Source organism: Pseudomonas sp. FEN, from assembly GCF_904067045.1.
Lineage (GTDB): Bacteria > Pseudomonadota > Gammaproteobacteria > Pseudomonadales > Pseudomonadaceae > Aquipseudomonas.
On sequence record NZ_CAJFDC010000025.1, the window covers coordinates 1 to 16,851 of the forward strand.

Annotated in this window: 13 protein-coding genes and 1 pseudogene; 6 read left to right on the forward strand and 8 right to left on the reverse strand. The window is 57.3% G+C overall.

Going from position 1 to position 16,851, the window contains the following annotated elements:
- Nucleotides 1–793: alkene reductase (locus PFEN_RS21530; protein ID WP_191488736.1), on the reverse strand; the 793-nt coding region annotated here is incomplete at its 3' end.
- A 131-nt stretch (nt 794–924) separates the two neighbouring features.
- Between PFEN_RS21530 and PFEN_RS21535 the strand changes: the two are divergent.
- Together PFEN_RS21535 and PFEN_RS21540 are read left to right on the forward strand one after the other, a co-directional pair.
- Nucleotides 925–1,236, forward strand: a pseudogene (locus tag PFEN_RS21535) (integrase core domain-containing protein); the annotation flags it as partial.
- A 218-nt stretch (nt 1,237–1,454) separates the two neighbouring features.
- Nucleotides 1,455–1,838, forward strand: coding sequence for a c-type cytochrome (locus PFEN_RS21540; protein WP_191488737.1), 384 nt, complete (start codon nt 1,455–1,457; stop codon nt 1,836–1,838).
- Nucleotides 1,839–2,043: 205 nt separating this feature from the next.
- Here PFEN_RS21540 and PFEN_RS21545 read toward each other — a convergent pair whose 3' ends face one another.
- The gene (locus tag PFEN_RS21545) at nt 2,044–2,988 is read right to left on the reverse strand and encodes a LysR family transcriptional regulator (protein WP_224771037.1); all 945 of its coding nucleotides are present in this window, start codon (nt 2,986–2,988) and stop codon (nt 2,044–2,046) included.
- Between the two features lie 120 nt (nt 2,989–3,108).
- On the opposite strand from PFEN_RS21545, the gene PFEN_RS21550 reads away from it, so the two are divergent.
- Nucleotides 3,109–4,119, forward strand: coding sequence for an MBL fold metallo-hydrolase (locus tag PFEN_RS21550; protein ID WP_191488738.1), 1,011 nt, complete (start codon nt 3,109–3,111; stop codon nt 4,117–4,119).
- Between the two features lie 49 nt (nt 4,120–4,168).
- Here PFEN_RS21550 and PFEN_RS21555 read toward each other — a convergent pair whose 3' ends face one another.
- Entirely contained in the window at nt 4,169–4,711 is a 543-nt protein-coding gene (locus tag PFEN_RS21555; protein ID WP_191488739.1) for a flavin reductase family protein, read from the reverse strand.
- Nucleotides 4,712–5,312: 601 nt separating this feature from the next.
- Between PFEN_RS21555 and PFEN_RS21560 the strand changes: the two genes are divergently transcribed.
- The 3 genes from PFEN_RS21560 to PFEN_RS21570 all read left to right on the forward strand — a co-directional run bounded on the left by PFEN_RS21560 (nt 5,313) and on the right by PFEN_RS21570 (nt 8,072).
- The gene (locus tag PFEN_RS21560) at nt 5,313–6,245 is read left to right on the forward strand and encodes a chemotaxis protein CheV (RefSeq protein ID WP_191488740.1); all 933 of its coding nucleotides are present in this window, start codon (nt 5,313–5,315) and stop codon (nt 6,243–6,245) included.
- A 224-nt stretch (nt 6,246–6,469) separates the two neighbouring features.
- Nucleotides 6,470–7,693, forward strand: coding sequence for an HD-GYP domain-containing protein (locus PFEN_RS21565; RefSeq protein WP_191488741.1), 1,224 nt, complete (start codon nt 6,470–6,472; stop codon nt 7,691–7,693).
- A gap of 49 nt (nt 7,694–7,742) precedes the next feature.
- A complete protein-coding gene (locus PFEN_RS21570) occupies nt 7,743–8,072 on the forward strand; it encodes a DUF6388 family protein (RefSeq protein WP_191488742.1) in 330 nt (109 codons plus the stop codon).
- A 170-nt stretch (nt 8,073–8,242) separates the two neighbouring features.
- Here PFEN_RS21570 and PFEN_RS21575 read toward each other — a convergent pair whose 3' ends face one another.
- The 5 genes from PFEN_RS21575 to PFEN_RS21595 form a co-directional block, all read right to left on the reverse strand.
- Entirely contained in the window at nt 8,243–9,244 is a 1,002-nt protein-coding gene (locus PFEN_RS21575) for an HD domain-containing phosphohydrolase (RefSeq protein WP_191488743.1), read from the reverse strand.
- A gap of 7 nt (nt 9,245–9,251) precedes the next feature.
- Complete coding sequence (locus PFEN_RS21580; RefSeq protein ID WP_191488744.1) at nt 9,252–12,218, reverse strand: MHYT domain-containing protein; 2,967 nt, start codon at nt 12,216–12,218, stop codon at nt 9,252–9,254.
- A gap of 194 nt (nt 12,219–12,412) precedes the next feature.
- On the reverse strand, nt 12,413–13,864 hold the full coding sequence (locus tag PFEN_RS21585) for an anion permease (protein WP_191488745.1): 1,452 nt from the start codon (nt 13,862–13,864) through the stop codon (nt 12,413–12,415).
- 57 nt (nt 13,865–13,921) lie between these two features.
- Nucleotides 13,922–15,172, reverse strand: a complete 1,251-nt coding sequence (locus PFEN_RS21590) for an NADH-quinone oxidoreductase subunit F (RefSeq protein WP_191488746.1) — start codon at nt 15,170–15,172, stop codon at nt 13,922–13,924.
- 10 nt (nt 15,173–15,182) lie between these two features.
- Entirely contained in the window at nt 15,183–16,841 is a 1,659-nt protein-coding gene (locus tag PFEN_RS21595; protein WP_191488747.1) for an FAD-binding protein, read from the reverse strand.
- Nucleotides 16,842–16,851: the final 10 nt, after the last annotated feature.

A 16,851-nucleotide genomic window follows, 5' to 3' on the forward strand; every position in this document is an offset into this window, starting at 1 on the left:
CGGCCTGGACATAGGTCTGGTGGGGATCCTGTTCGACCAGGCCCAAATAGACCCGTTCTTCGTCCGTCGACTCGAACAGTGGCGCAAAACGCACGCCTACACGCTCGCCACCGAATACGCGGATGGTGGCTTCGCACACTTCGCGCAGGAACCTCAGGCGGTTATCCAGCGATCCACCGTATTCATCGGTACGTTGGTTGGTGTGTTCGGAAATGAACTGATTCACCAGATAACCATTGGCGCAATGCAGTTCGACGCCATCGAAGCCGGCTTTCTTCGCGTTTATTGCGGCTTGGTGATAGAACTCGACCAGCTCCCTGACCTGTGGAGTGGTTAGCTCGACCGGCTCACTCGGGTCTGCGAGTGCTCCTGTCTCCGGACCCGTTTCGATAGAAACCTTGACCGCACTGGCGCGGATGGCAGAAGGCGCAACGGGTGGCTGGTTGTTCGGTTGCAGGCTGGTGTGGGAGACGCGACCCACATGCCACAGTTGGCAGAAGATGACCCCGCCTTGCGCATGAACCGCCTCCGTGACCTTACGCCAACCTTCTACCTGCGCTTCGCTATGAATGCCTGGGGTCCAGGCATAGCCCTGTCCCCTCGGTTCAATCTGGGTTCCTTCAGTGACCATGAAGCCGGCTGTGGCTCGTTGTGTGTAATAGGTTGCCATCAAATCGTTGGGCACATTGCCTGGCTGAGAGCTTCTGGAGCGGGTAAGAGGCGGCAGCGCAATCCGATTTCTAAGCTTCAGGCCACCCAGTGCCAGCGGTTGAAACAGGCTCAAATCAGTCATTTTTCACTCACGGATTTCAGTAGGAAAAATATACATTAACACATTCGAATGTGTTTATGTGATTGTTCCCCATAGTCCTCGTCCGTCAGTTCGGGCTGTGCTGAGTCTCCGGTTCGAATAAAGAGACGGCTAGGGGGAGTCAGTATGCAAGCGCGAGCTACAGAGCGCTGCTGGAACGAAATGGCATGCGGCAGAGCATGAGTCGCAAAGGAAATTACCAGGACAACTCCGTGATGCAGCGTTTCTTCCTGAGCCTGAAAATGGAACGTGTATGGCGCCGTGACTACGCCAACCATGGCGAGGAAATATGTGACATCACCGAGTACATCGTTGGGTTTTACAACAACGAACGGCTGCACTCGAGACTGGGGTATCTGCTACCGACCGTTTACGAGCGGACGATGGTGTCAAAATTACCTATCGAGGTGTCTGGAATTAGTTGACCACTACAGAAGACACCCGCCGCCTTGCCAGTAAGGTGAAATGATTTGAATCCTATGCGCTCCTTGTGGAGAATCGCCACCTTTGTGCCGAAAGGATGCGCGCGATGAAGTTCGAAGGGACTTTTCAATACATGGGCAATCACGAGTTGAGTGTTGCAGTGGCCCCTCTGGGGGGGCTCAGATTCAGATCTGATTTGTACAATAAGGATATATGAAAAATGAAAGTGAAAATATTATTCATCGCTTCGCTAGGCATTTTATCGCTCATTCAAACATCACTGACCTTTGCGGATAACGCCAATGGGAAAAATCTCTATTCGCAGAGATGTGTCATGTGCCACGGGGCGGATCTCAAAGGAACAGGACCATTAGCTAATAAAAGCAATCCTCCTGCACCTGACCTCACAACATACGCTTTCAAAAAGCGACTAAATGATTATCCGGGCGTTATTGTGTCATCGGTAATACTTCGTCCAAATGGAGACTTGATTCCAAAAACATTGCGAGAGAATGGTGTAAAGCTATCGCCGTATGCTTGGAGGGTTCAGGATCTGCGCGATTTAAATCAATACATGAGTGGTGTGATTTCAAAAAAACGATGATTTTTAGATGAGCAGTGGGCACGGGAATCCAAGAGCCATTTCAGGGGTGGTTACAAATAAAATAGTCGGCGAAAAGCTGGTGAGGTATTAGATGTGATCAGTGGCTCTCGCTGAATTTTCTTCAAAACCGAGCAGATCAGCACACACCTCCAAACGGCGTGTGCTGTTCGCGTCGAAATCGTCGAGAAACCGCTCTCGTGCACGCTTAGGAGGCGTCAGTGCGAGGAAAGAAAAAGCGCGAAAGACTAGTTCTCCAAGGTTCGCACTGCAGCAGGTTGCTCAGCCGCACGAATGAAGTGCTCGCGAAGCCATTGATGCGCGGGTCTTCATGCGACCTGGGATGCCATGCCATGGCAACGTCAAAGGCGGGTAGATGAAAAGGCAGGGGCAAAATATCCAGACCGGCAGCATAACGTTGCAGCAGTCGACTGGGGAGCGTTGCTACGCAGTCGGTATCGCCCAATACGAGGGCTATCTGGTTGTAGCCGGAGACGGTCAGCGCTACGTGGCGTTGATGCCCCAAATCTTCCAACGCGTTGTCGACACTGCTTTTGAATTTACCCTCGTGGGAAACCATGACATGAGCAAGCTTGCAGTACTCCTCGAGACCAGGCTTTTCCCTGCCCCGGGGGTGTCCCTTGCGATGCGCCAACCGAAACTCGTCTTTGAGCAAGAATCTGGATTTCAATGCCTCAGGTACTTGTCGCGCAAGACCGACATACAGATCAATCTCTCCTCTTTCCATCCTGTATGTCAGGTTCGCTTCTATCGGCGTAATAAAGCTCAGGCGGATGCCTGGCGCCTGATGCGCCAAAATCGACTGCGCGACGGGCAGTCCCACCAGTGTGAAGACATTGTCGTTCACGGCAACGACAAAATCGCGCCTGGCAGTGAGTGGCTGGAAATCTTCACTCGACACCACCGCGCCCTGAAGATCCAGCAATGCCTGATGCAGCCGCGACTGAATCGCCAGTGCGCGGTCAGTGGGGGCCATGCCCCGACCCGCCTGCGAGGGGACCAGCAGCGGATCATTAAACATGTCCCTTAACCGACCCAGCTGCGTTGATAGCGCTGGCTGGCTGATGTTCAGTCGTTTGGCTGCGCGTGTGACGTTTCGCTCTTCAAGGAGTACATCCAGGGAAATGAGCAAAGGGAGATCCGACCGCCGGATATCCATATTCGATATACCTCGTATAGGGAAAGGTAACTCACTGCCGCGAGGATGAACCTTTAGAGTCCGGACTGTACCGATTTCGGCAAGGAGAAACCTATGCGAGCGAACAGTTTTTTTATCTCGAGTGCACTGGCGGCTTCGATAGCGCTAGCTGGAACTTTTTCTTCGGGTGTCAACGCGGCTACCGCTGCTCAGGCAACGTCCGTGGTGGCCGTCGCACAGGTTCACGCTCAAGTTCCAGGTGTCTATCGTTATCGCGTCGGCGATTTTCAGGTGACCGCACTGTCCGATGGTACGGTGCCACAGGATCTGCATGCGCTGCTGACCAACACAACCCCGGCTGAAACTGACGGTTTGCTCAAGCATGCCTTCCTGGCCAGTCCGGTTGAGGCGTCGATCAATGTCTTCCTGATCGATACAGGCAACAGACTTGTGTTGGTCGATACCGGCTCCGGCGCACTCTTCGGTCCAGGTAATGGCGGCAAGCTGCTCGGTAGTTTGAAATCGGCGGGCTATGCGCCTGAGCAGATTGACGACATCTTGCTCACCCACATTCACAGTGATCATAGTGGTGGTCTGGTGAACGAGGGGCGACTGGTTTTCCCGAATGCAACCGTTCATGTGGGCAAGCCTGATGTGGACCTGTTCCTTGATCCGGCGAACATTCACGGCGTCAACGGCTATGACAAGATGTACTTCGAGCAAGCGGTGAAGACTGTCGAGCCCTACGTTAAAGCGGGCAAAGTCGTCGCGTTCACTGGCGTGACCCAACTGTTCCCGGGCATCAAGGCGATTCCAACGCCTGGGCATACGCCTGGCCATAGCTTCTATCAGTTCGAGAGTAAGGGTGAGTCGATCGAGTTCATCGGTGATATTGTTCATGTCGCCTCGGTTCAGTTTCCTAAACCGAAGATCACTATTGTTTACGATGTATCACCCAAGGAAGCGGCGGCCCAACGAGAGAAACAGTTCGCCGTTGCTGCTTCTCAGCGCGAACTGGTGGCGGGCGCTCATCTTCCTTTCCCGGGTTTGGGTCATATTCGGGCTGAAAGCGACGGTGGGTTCACGTTTGTGCCGGTCGACTATCATGATCGTGATGGGCGCTGAATTTCATCTGCGAAACACCATCTTTTTGATCATCGGCGGTGCGCAGCCCCTAGACACCCTCTGGAAGCTTCGATGCCATCATTTTTCTCCGGTTCAATTTGCGTCCGTCGACGATGAAGGTGCCATCACCCACGGCATGAATAGTTCGCGTCTCTTTTCGTGAGCTATCGAAGTACGCAGCGATGCCTTCGAGGACAACAATATTGTGCTTCTCGATGATATCGATAACTTTGCATTCGATATTGGCCAGGCATTCCTTGATCAAGGGGGACCTGACATGTTTCCCCGTCACAGGCGTCAGTCCGAATTTTACAAATTTGTCGGTATCGGCGCCGGAACATGTTCCGACACCAACCACTTGATCGATCAGATCCACAGTGGGGATTGAAATGACGCATTCCCTGGTATTGCTAAGCGCGGCGTATGAGTAATTCCAGGGGCCGGTGGTTATGGCGAATATCGGCGTGAAGCCCATCACCATGGTCCACGAGATGGTCATTATGTTGTTTTTTTCACCCTCATGGGTGGTGACGAAGACAACTGGACCTGACTCCATCAGTGTGAATGCTTTGCTGATGTTCATCTGCTTCATCACCCAGCGCTCCTCATGGTGCGTCAGTTGACAGCCAAGCCGCTGCGCAACGCGGTTCGCCGCGGCGCTGGATGCTGAGCAGGCGCGTCGACATAGTAATCTCCCGTCGAGAACCGATAGATTGATCATAGTGCAACGGGCGGTTGCTCATCGCCGTGGGTATCTCTGGTTTGCGCGCAGACTTGATATAAATCAAGACTGGGAGACCTGGTGGGAGAAATCTGAGTAAAAATGTGCGGGTTCAGTCAAACTGATTTCAATGCCCTAGGGATTTTCCTACTCCGGTTTCCGTCATCCTTACCCAAGAATAGGGATGCTCCTATGGTGAGGTTGTACGCAGGTGGCGATGATTCTTTTAACGCCACTCAGCCCTCACGGCAGTCATATTTTCAGCATGATATGCCGGGGCGCGCGGACACGCTAACGAAGGAACCTGCATTACTGCATGTCGGAGAAAGCGTTCAAGCTGGGAGTGGTCGCTAGAGCGTGACCTCTGGAACAGATTTTCGGGGGCGACTTTGCAGTCGACGCATCAACGAGATTGAATCATTCCAGACCAATGTTGGTGGGGATCGGCAATCGAGTACTTAAGGGGATGGCGATGGCAGGTCTAATGGAGTCTGTGAACAGTCGAACCCAGCTAGTCGGGCAGAATCGCCTCGAATTGCTGTTGTTCCGGTTCGACGAGCATCAACTCTATGGTATCAACGTGTTCAAGGTGCGTGAGGTCATGCCCTGTCCCGCGTTGCATATCATGCCCAAGTCCCACCCGGTGGTGTGCGGCGTGGCCAATATTCGAGGTACTTCCATTCCGATCCTGGACCTGGCACGCGCCACGGGATTACCCGGGGTACGGGACATGGCCTCGGCCTTTGTAATCATCACCGAATACAACACCAAGACGCAGGGTTTCCTGGTCTCGGCGGTTGAGCATATTGTGAACCTGAACTGGGAGGACATTCATCCTCCGCCCAAGGGCAGTGGTGCTGATCATTACCTTACCGCCGTGACACGGGTCGATAATCGGTTGGTGGAAATCATTGATGTCGAGAAGGTATTGGCTGAGGTATCTCCCACAAGCGAGGTCATCTCCATGGGGGTGGTCGATGCCCAGACCAATGCCCAGGCCCCCGAGTTTCTTGTGCTGACGGTGGACGACTCGGTCGTGGCGCGTAAACAGGTCAGTCGCTGTCTGGAGTCGGTGGGAGTGAAGGTGATTGCACTCAACGATGGCCGCCAAGCCCTGGACTACCTCCATGAAATGCTCAATGAGGGAAAGTCGCCGGAAGACGATCTGCTGATGATGATCTCCGATATAGAAATGCCGGAAATGGACGGTTATACCCTGACGGCCGAGATTAGAAATGATCCTCGACTGCAAAAACTGCATATTGTTTTGCACACGTCTTTATCAGGCGTGTTCAATCAAGCGATGATCAAGAAAGTCGGAGCTGATGATTTTTTGGCCAAGTTTCGTCCCGATGACCTGGCCAGTCGCGTAGTTGCTCGCATCCAAGCGGTCGAAAGGGGCTGACTCAATGAGCTGCGATTTCAATGGGCGAGTGTGAAAGGGGCCTGTAGGCTCCTGGGTGAAGCACCTCCAATCTTTCTGGCTAAGCATAGGAGCCATGCAGTTCGCTGATTGATATGAGAATCACACAGTGAGGGGATGTGTATTCTGGCTGAAACGAATTTGCTGTATTGAAACTGGCGGATCGAAGATGCTGGTTTGAATAATAAGAACATGCGGGAGATGTCATGTTAAAACGCATTGCCGTTGTCGACGTACGATTAGGCATGTATCTGCTTGAGTTTTGTGGTGCGTGGAGCGACCACCCATTCTGGAAAGAGCGATTTCTGCTTGATAACAATCGTGATTTACGGAGGCTGCTTGACTCCCGTATTCGGGAAGTCTGGATTGATACCAGCAAGGGGCGTGACGTCGATATTTCCACGGCAGCAAGTACTGTTGTCGAGGTCGAGGCGCGCGCGGATAGATTGCTGGCTTCCTTAGCCGAGGGGCATGAAAAGCCCGCTTTGCGAAGTTCATTGGCCGAAGAGGCAGTCGCGGCACAGCGGCTGTGCATACGCTCAAGAGCTGCGGTGATAGAGATGTTTGGTCAGGTGCGCTTAGGGCTGACGGTTGATGTGGAGACGGTGGGGCAGCTAGTCGATGATATTGCCGAGTCGATAGGTCGACATCCCCACGCATTGATCAGCTTGGCTCGCCTCAAGAGCGCCGACGACTACACCTATATGCACTCCGTGGCCGTGTGTGCCCTGATGATTGCGCTGGCGCGTCAGCTGGATCTATCCGCGGAGCTTGTTCGTGAAGCGGGGTTGGCCGGGCTGCTGCATGATATCGGCAAGATGATGATCCCACAGGAAATACTGAACAAGCCTGGAAAACTCACGGACGAGGAGTTTATCGAGGTTTACAAACACCCGGAGAACGGTGGCCTTATCCTGCGCGACTGTCATCAGGTGAGCGCGTTGGTGCTGGATGTCTGTATGCATCATCACGAGAAGTTTGACGGCTCCGGCTACCCATACAAACTTGCGGGTGAACAGATCAGCCTGTTGGGGCGGATGGGGGCCATTTGCGATGTCTATGACGCGATTACCTCCGATCGTCCTTACAAGCTGGCTTGGGGGCCGTCAGAGGCGATTCGCAAGATGGCCGAGTGGGAAGGACATTTCGACCCCTTGATCTTCCAGGCTTTCATCAAGGCGGTGGGGATCTATCCGGTGGGCTCGCTCGTGCGCCTGCAGAGCGGTCGATTGGCCGTGGTGATGGAACAGGACGATGCATCACTCTTGACGCCCAAAGTTAAAATTTTCTTCTCAACGCACAGCAACATTCCAATTGAACAACAGGTGCTGAATCTGGCGGGTAAGCAAAGTACGGACCGGATTGTCGGTCGTGAGTCTAATAATGTCTGGAAGTTTAAAGACCTTACTGCTCTGTGGCTGGACAGATAGTTTTTTCTTTACCGTTCGAAAGGATGCGTTATCAGAGTGAGCCTAAACCATGTACGGTTCGAATAACGTCTCTCAAAAAGCTTTATTGAAATTTATCGCCCAGCGCCCCTGGATTGTACAACAGCTTAAGGCGCTGAAGGTGAGACCGGTGGATTCCAGGGCGGCTCTCGATGACGATCAGGTATTCCATATCAGTCGGTTGATCGACGATGAAGCCAGCGCTGCCGGGATGGCCTCCTGGGAGTTGATGCTGATACTGGAGTCAGACAGTCCGTCTGATCTTCGTGAGTTGCAGATAAAGGCCCATCAGGAGCTGGCGGAAATGGTCGATATGGAGTGGCATGACTACTGTCAACTCAATGGTTTGGATTTTAAGTGATTTCTTGGCGCTCATCGATGTCGTCAACGCGTCGTAGCCCGTTATCTGTCAACACCGGTTGAAAACCGACCCTCCCGCGCAGTTGGTCGGTGTCCTGGAGGTTCGGGCAGCGAATCGCCGGGAGATGTCGCTGAGGCGATCAGCTTTGATCCATCAGTCCCTTCACCCGGTCAGGATTTAGCATCGGCCCAGCGTTCGCGTATCTTGAGGATTTCAGGTAGGCAGTCCAGAAATATCTCTACCAATTCAGGGTCGAAGTGCTGGTTGCATTGCTGGCGTATGAGTCCTACGGCGTCCTCAATCGACCAGGCGTGTTTATAGGGTCGCTCACTCGTGAGGGCATCGAACACATCGGCTATGGCGACCACACGGGCGACATGGGGGATGTCTTCACCGGCGAGTCCATTGGGGTAGCCGCTGCCGTCCCATTTCTCGTGATGGTTTTGCGCGATAACTTGCGCCGTGTGCAGCAGCCCTGAAGGATGGTCACCGATGATTTTGGCGCCGATCACGGTGTGCTGGCGCATGATCAGCCACTCATCTTCGGTGAGTTTGCCAGGTTTTTGCAGGATAGCGTCGGGGATACCGATCTTGCCGACGTCGTGCATCGGCGCGGCATGCAATAAATCATCCGCCGCGTACCGGCTATAGCCCGCAGCCAGGGCCAGCGTCTGCGCATAGTGGCTCATGCGTATGACATGCAGGCCGGTTTCGTTGTCCTTGAACTCGGCCGCCGTGCCCAGGCGCTGGATGATCTGCAAGCGTGTATCGCGCAGCTCCTGTGCCTGCACGAGCGACAAGTGGGTGCGCACGCGTGCTTGGACGATGCCGGGATGGTAGGGCTTGCCTATGTAATCAACCGCGCCAAGCTCCAGGCCGTGTGTCTCGTTGTCGGCCTCGCTCAGCGCGGTGACGAAGATCACGGGGATGGCGGCCGTGCAGGGATCTTGCTTGAGCGCTGTGCAGACGTCGTAGCCTGAAAGGCCTGGCATCATGATGTCGAGTAAAATCAGATCTGGACGATCGGTGCGCACAAGTTCCAGCGCCTTGTACCCGTCTTTGGCGAAGAGCAGGCGGTAGTCATCCTGCAGCGTGTGACGCAGAACCTGAAGATTGATCGCCTCATCATCGACCAGCAACAGGGTCGGGCGTGGGTCTGTCATTCGCTTCATGGCCGGCTCATGCTTGAGGTTCCGTGGCATGGGGGGTGACGAGCTGCAGCAGCAGCGTGTGAGCGTGGTCCAGCTCAAAGGTATCAACCGCGGTCCGCAAAGCCTGGACATGCGCGCGCTGGCCCAGGCTTTCCAGGCCCGTGCAAACCCTCTCCAGTGCCGCGTCGTTCAATTCACTGTGCTCAAAGCATCTCAGCAAAGTCTGCATGTGGGCGAGGAGTTCGGGCTCCAGCATTGGCGGCTGAGGTACTTCATCATCGACGACGAGCGCGTCACTGGCATGTAGTTCCTTGGCGGCTGATTCCAGCAAGATGCGCAGTTCTGTGATTTGAGGTCGTGCTTCCTCGCGCCATCCGGTCCTGACCATGTCCTCCAGTGTGCTGGCCAGCTCGGTCACGGCAGGTAGGGCGAGATTACCAGCGGCGCCGTGAATGCTATGCAGACTGAGTAGTGTCGCCTCCCAATCAACTGAGTGGTCTGCTTGCTCCGGGAGCGGATGGTTGACAGCCGTTGCGCTCAGGAATTGCTCAAGCGCTTTGGCCAATCTCGTTTTACTCCCCCATAGCGAGGTGCCAGAGACCCAGTCGATCAGTTGGGGTGGCGGTGCGGTTCGATGTTGCTCGTGGGAGGGCGAGGGGCGACGTTCGAGGTTCAACACCTGCGCGATCTCATCGAATAACCGTGGCGCGTCCAGCGGCTTTACGGCAAAACCGTCCATTCCGGCCTGGCGTGCGGTTCTCCGGTCCTCGGCCATCACGCTGGCGGTGAGCGCAATGACGGGGGTGTGAGGACGAGAGTGGGCGCGTTCGTACTGGCGGATCAGCCGAGTGGCTTGCAGGCCGTCGGTGCGCGGCATGTGTACGTCCATCAGCACCAGGTCGAAGTGTTCAGTCCCGAATTTCTCTACCGCCTCGTCCCCATCATGAGCCATCACAATGGTGTGTCCGCCGGCTCCCAGTGTCAGCGTCAGGAGCTCCAGGTTTTGGGCGACGTCGTCGGCGATCAGGATCTTCAGGGGTGGCAGTGCCTGATGGTAGGCGGCGGGTTTAAGGGCCGCTGGTTTCTGTCCGATGGGCAGTGGCAGCAGTACGTGGAAGGTGCTACCGAATCCAAGTGTGCTTTCGACCTCAATACGGCCGCTCATCTGCTCGACCAACTGGCGCGCGATAGTGGTGCCTAACCCTGTGCCACCGAAGCGACGGCTGATGGAGGCATCGGCCTGAGTAAACGGCGCGAAAATCGACTCGGCCTGCTGGGGCGTCATACCGATGCCCGTGTCCTTGACCTTCACATGCACGCCGTCGTGCGCATGGCTGAACGAAATGTCGACACGGCCGTGTTCAGTGAACTTGATGGCATTGCCGACCAAGTTGGTCAGTATCTGCAGGATGCGCAGTGGATCGCCACGGAAGTATTCATGCATGTCGCTCGGGTAGTGCGTGGAGAGGCTCAGCTGCTTGGCGTGTGCCCCCAGTCGCAGGGAGGACTCGATCTGCAATGCCAGGCCTTTGAGCGAGAAGTCTATGGCTTCAAGTGTCAAGCTGCCATGTTCCATCTTGGAGGTGTCGAGGATGTCGTTGATCAACCCGAGCAGGGATCTTGATGATTGCCTTACGGTGTTCAGGTGGTTGCGTTGGATCGATGTCAGATCCCCCTGCAACAAGAGTTCGGTGAAGCCGATGATTGAGTTCATCGGTGTGCGGATTTCGTGGCTCATATTGGCCAGAAAGGTACTTTTGGCCGTAGCCGCACGTTCGGCCCGTTCGGCGGTCTCGCGTAGCGATGCCTCCAGTGTATGGCGCTCGGTGATGTCGGTGACGAAACCGACGAACAGCAGTTCGTTGGGCAGATCAACACGACCGACGGCCAGGCGCATCGGCATCAGGCTACCGTCTTTGCGCAAGCCCATGACTTCTCGACCTATTCCGATGATCTTCGGTGTGCCGGATGTCTGGTAATTGTGGAGGTAACCATCATGGCGAGACTGGTCGGGTTCGGGCATCAGCATCTTGATGTTACGGCCGAAGACTTCACTCGCCGTCCAGCCGAACAGCCGCTCCGCCGAGTGGTTGAAGCTTTGGATCAAGCCATGGCTATCGATCGTGATGATACCGTCGACGGCGGTGTCGAGGATGGCCCGCATGCGCGACTTGCTTTCCTCGATCTTGAGGTTGTTTTCCTCCATCGTCCGGTACAGCTTGCGTGAGTGCATCAGTCCGTTGAGCGCAAACACCAGCACGGTGACGGTGACGGTGAAGGTGGAAAGCGCAAACGAGGCGAAGGTCGCGTTGATCAAGACGCTGGCGGTGGCGTTGTCCGGGGTACCGATGAAACGTACGGCGGCCATGCCGGTGTAGTGCATGCCGGCGATCGCCGAGCCCATGAACGTGCCACTGATCAGTAACCGCCTGATTGAGTTGAGCGCGGTGTGTTGCAGCCCGTAACTCACCCACAGCGCAAACACCGCGAGGCCGATCGCCAGCAAGATAGAGAGGACAAAGGTGAGGGGGTCATAGCGCATTTGCAACGACGTTTGCATCGCGGCCATCCCGATGTAATGCATCGTGCCAATGCCTAAACCCACCAGGGTGCCGCTCATGACCAGGTGCGGCAGCGTCACCTCCCGCTTTGTCAGCATCAGCAAGGCGAACCAGGACGCCACGCAGGCGGGTAGCAGGGAGAGCAGGGTCAGAGCGGTGGCGTAGTGAACGTGAGTGTTGAGCTCGAATGACAGCATGCCGATGAAGTGCATGGTCCAGATACCGCCGCCCAAGGCGATTGCGCCCGTGCTGATGGCGACGTGTCGATACCAGGCGTTTTCAGCTTTGCGTGCGATCTGTGCGGTTTGCAACGACATCGTCGCCGAAAAGATCGAAACCAGAATGGACAGCAGCACCAGGCCAGAATTGTGGCTGCCATGCACGTAAGGCATATCGACTGAAGTGGCGATGAAAAAGTTATTTATCCCTTCCATATGGCGTTCATCTCCTTGTCTGGATAGTTATCGATTCCATGAGAAGGAGTCCATAGGAAGTCGTTCATTGGATTCGCCTTTTTCGAGGCACAGGTAGCAGCTTCCTGTGTCGGCGAACCCTTTGAGTTCTTGAATGCTTTTCGAGCCGCAAGGCTCAGGTTGAAAATGGGCGACGCGCTGTCCTGCGCTGTAGCCTAGGACAGCGCAAGGATCCAGGGTGCGCCCAGGCCCAGCAGCAGAATGAGAAACAAGCCGCCGAAGATAGAGCCCAGGCGCCAGTAATCGGCACTCGGCAGATAACCACTGCCGTAGTAGACCGGGCTCGGTCCCGTGCCGTAGGGCGTAATGATGCCCATCAGCCCCAGCGAGGTGCCCAGGAGCAGCGCGAAGGCTTGCAGATCGATGCCGCTCACCCCCATCCCGGCCGCCAGCATCACCGGCAGCAGCGCGGTGGTATGGGCGGTGGAGCTGGCGAACAGGTAATGAGCCAGGTAAAACACCACTACCAGCAGCAGCATGGCAACGTTTGGAGAAAATCCATTCAGGTGGGCCGCGACGAATTGACCAAACCAGGGCACAAAGCCCACGCGCGTCAGTCCGTCGGCCAGTGCCACCAGCGTGGCGAACCAGGCGAAGGTATTCCAGGCGGCCTTGTTGCCCAGTGCGTCATCCCAAGTAATGACATTGGTCAGCAGCATCAACACGATGACGAGGATGCCCACCAGGGCCGGGTCGAGCCATGCCCCCGCGAATATCCACAGTCCGAGCGCACTCGCCACCAGCGTCAACAGGATCTTTTCGCTGCGCGACAGTGGACCCATGTCCGCCAGTTCGTGGGCAGCCCAGGCCGGCACTTCTTCGTTGCTCTTGATCAGCGGCGGATACAGCCAGTACGCCAGCAATGGCAGCACGGCCAGTAACAGCAGGCCGACCGGTGCCGCGGCGATAAACCACTGGCCCCAGGAGATATGCACGCCGGCGGTTTTTTCGATGAGGGCCGCTGCCAGCAGGTTGGGCGCCAATGCGGTCATGAACAGCGAGCTGGTGACACAGGTAGACGCGATGGCAACCCACATCAGATAGGAACCGATGCGTCGCGCGCTGGGGTCGTTCGGCTTGGAGTCGTAGAGTCCGGGCAGGTTGCGAATCACCGGGTAGATGGTGCCACCACTGCGAGCGGTGTTGGATGGGGTAAAGGGCGCCAGTACCAGGTCCGCGAGCATGACGGCATAGCCCAGCGTCAGGGTCTTGCGGCCCATGCGCTTGACCAGCAGCAACGCAATACGCCGCCCCAGCCCGGTCTTCTCATAGCCCAGGGCAAACATGAAGGCGCTGAAGATCAGCCAGACCGTGTTGTTCGCGAAGCCCGACAAGCCCCATTTCAAGGCCTCCGTGGGCACCTTGAAGCCTGCGCTGGCCAGTTGTTCTGGACTGAACAGCACCCAGGGGGCCAGCACCGCCGCGACCGCGACCCCGATCAGGCCAATCACCGCGCCCGGCAGCGGTTCGAAAATAAGGCCTACGACCACACCCGCGAACAGGGCGAAAAAATACCAGGCATGGGGGGCCAATCCGGCAGGTGCCGGCAGGAGTGCGAGCACAAGCGCAACGCAAGGTGGCAGCAGAAATGTCCAGAGATTACGCACTATCGAGTTCCTAATAATACCGAGGGCTGAAGGTGAGTGAAGGGGGATTGGATGTCCTCAACCCACGGCAATGACTTGAGCGGCGTATTCGTTGCGAAATTGCTTCAGGGAGCTGAGTACCACCGTTGCCGCGCCATCAATCAGGCCACAGCGGCCACTGCCCGGAAGCAAATGACAGAGGCTCTCCAGTGCCTGCAGGTCATTGGGCAGACCCGTGCCGGTATCGATTCGCCGCAGCAAGCGCGAGAGTTGATAGGTGCCGGCTTTACAAGGGGGGCACTGGCCGCAGGAGCCCGCCGCAAAGAAGTCGACGTACTCCGCCACCTTGCGCACGATGCTGGTGCCCTCCGAGATCACGATCATGGCCCCGGTACCCAGGCTTGAACCACGGGCCTTGAGCGCATCAAAGTCCAGGGGCACATCCAGATCATCCGCGCCCAGCAGGGTATTGGACGGACCACCGGTGAAGACCGCCTTGAAGGCGCGTTCGCCCAACATGCCAGCGCCGTGCTCGAAAATCAGCGTGCGCAACGGGGTGCCCATCGGTAGTTCGTACAGACCTGGCCTGAGCACGTCCCCGGAGAGTGAGTAGAGCTTGGTTCCACAGGCGTCACCCAGGCCCAGGTCTCGGTACCAGGCGGCGCCATGGCGCAGGATATGAGTGACATGGGCCAGGGTTTCGATGTTGTTGATCAGCGTCGGTTGGCCATGCACGCCACTTTGCGCGGGATAGGGCGGCTTTTGCCGGGGGAAGGGGAAGCCACCTTCGACACTGGCGATCACCGCGGTTTCTTCCCCACCGATATACAGGCCCGAGCTTTCCACCACTGCTAGGTCGATCGGGCGATTCTGCTGCTGGGCGACTTCGGCCAGGAGGGCGCAGCCCCGCCATTGCTCGATGGCCTGACGCACAACGGCCACTGCGCAGTGCTGGTGAGGGTTGACGTAGAGATAAACGTGATTGGCCTGGGTGGCCAGCGCGGCAATCAGCGCGCCCTCGATCACCTGATGCGGCGATTTTTCCAGTAGCTCGCGATCCTTGAAGGTGCCTGGCTCATCCTCGTTACCGTTGCACAGGACATACTTTTCCAGCTCCGCGGGCTGCTCCGCCATGGCTGCCCACTTGCGATGGGTGGGGAAACCGGCGCCACCCAGACCGCGCAGGTTGGCTTCGGCCAGGGTCGAGAGGATGCTGCTCGGATCGCTTAGCGCGGCGCGCAAGCCTTCACCGCCGCCCTGGGCGAACCAGGCATCGAGATCGGCGCCCACTTGTACGGCAGGGGCGAGTAACACGGGTTGAGTCTTCATCTCAGGCATCTCAATAAGGCAGCGAGTCGGCGTGAGTGGTTGGCAGTGCGCCAGCTGCACGGTGGGGCACGGCGCTGTGCCGGCGCAGGTCAAAGTTGCCGTACCCGGGGAACAGCTCGGGGCCGTGGACGTCCAGTGGCAAGCCGGCGGCGATCAGCTGGCGTTGCCAGTCGTACACGTGTGACAGGCCGACCTTCGGCGCGGGCGTGGGGTCGACGGTGTGTGCCGCGTGTTCTCCCGCCCTGCGTCCGAAGGTGATGATCTCTGCCAGGGCGTTGCCCATCATGCGATTGCGTCCGTGGATGCCACCGCTGATTTCGCCGACGCAGTACAGCCCGCGTACCGAGGTTTCGCCGTTCTCGTTGATGGCCACGCCACCGTTTTGATAATGCAGGGTCGGCCGGACGATCAGCGGCTCCACGGCCGGATCAATACCGCACTGGCTCGCGACATGCCCCAGGCTCACCAGGCGCTCCTTGAGAATACCCGGATGGCGGCGCTCCAGACCTGGCGTATCGAGCAAGACGCCCAGTTGCTCGTCACGCTCGACGCCGCGACCTTCGGCGCACTCCTTGAGGATCGCGGCGGACACTACATCGCGGGTTTGCAGTTCGGGGATGAAACGCTGCCCCAGGCCGTTCACCAGGTAGGCTCCGGCCGAGCGCGCGGCTTCGGAAATAAGCCCGCCGACACGATGCGACGGCCAGGCCAATCCGGTGGGGTGATACTGGAAGGAATCGATTTCGCGCAGGCGTGCGCCAAGACGATAGGCCAGGATCAAGCCGTCGGCGGTTGCGCCATAATGATTGGACGTGGGGAAACCATTCAGGTGCAGGCGCCCGGAGCCGCCCGTGGCGAGTATCACGCGGTTGGCGCGTACGAGGATGAAGCTGTGTCGCTCCAGGTTGTACAGTACGCCGCCCACGCAGGTGCCGCTTTCGTCGGAGAGCAGTTCCACCAAAGGACAGCGGTTCCACACGGTCACCCGCTCTTCCAGTTCCACCGCCTCGCGCAGCACCCGCATCATCTCCAGTCCCGTGTAGTCCTTGAACGAGAGGATGCGCGCACGGCTGGCACCGCCGGGTTTCTTGCGCAGCAGCTTGCCACCGATCATGCCGCCCTCGGCGAGATCGAAGTGCATGCCACGCTCGATCAGCCAACGAATACTCTCCGGCCCCGACTGGGCGAGGCGCGCCGCCAGCGTTCGGTCGGCACAGAGCTGGCCGGCGCGCAGGGTGTCTTCAAAGTGAATCTGGGGGCTGTCGTCCTCGCCGACGGCCGCCTGTATACCGCCCTCGGCCATCACCGTATTGCTGTCGCCCAGGCGCAGCTTGGTCGCGAGGATGACATGGGCACCGTGCTCGACGGCGGTCAGCGCCGCCGCGCAACCGGCACCGCCGCCGCCGATAATCAGCACACCGGTATTGACCACCGGGGCACCGGCCAATGCCGCATCATCTATTTGTGCATTGCTGTGCAGGCGGTCCGCCAGTTCGCGCGGGCAATTGTCCCCACGATTGACGCCCACCCGCAGCGGCGTATTGGCCCCAACCTGATAGTCCGGGTGGAAGGCGTGCAGCAGTGCCTGTTTATCGAAGGCTTCAGCGGCGGGCTCGCAAGCACTGGCGCGCAGTTGGGCCAGTGCTTGCAGATAAGGAATACCGGGCATGTTGTGTTCC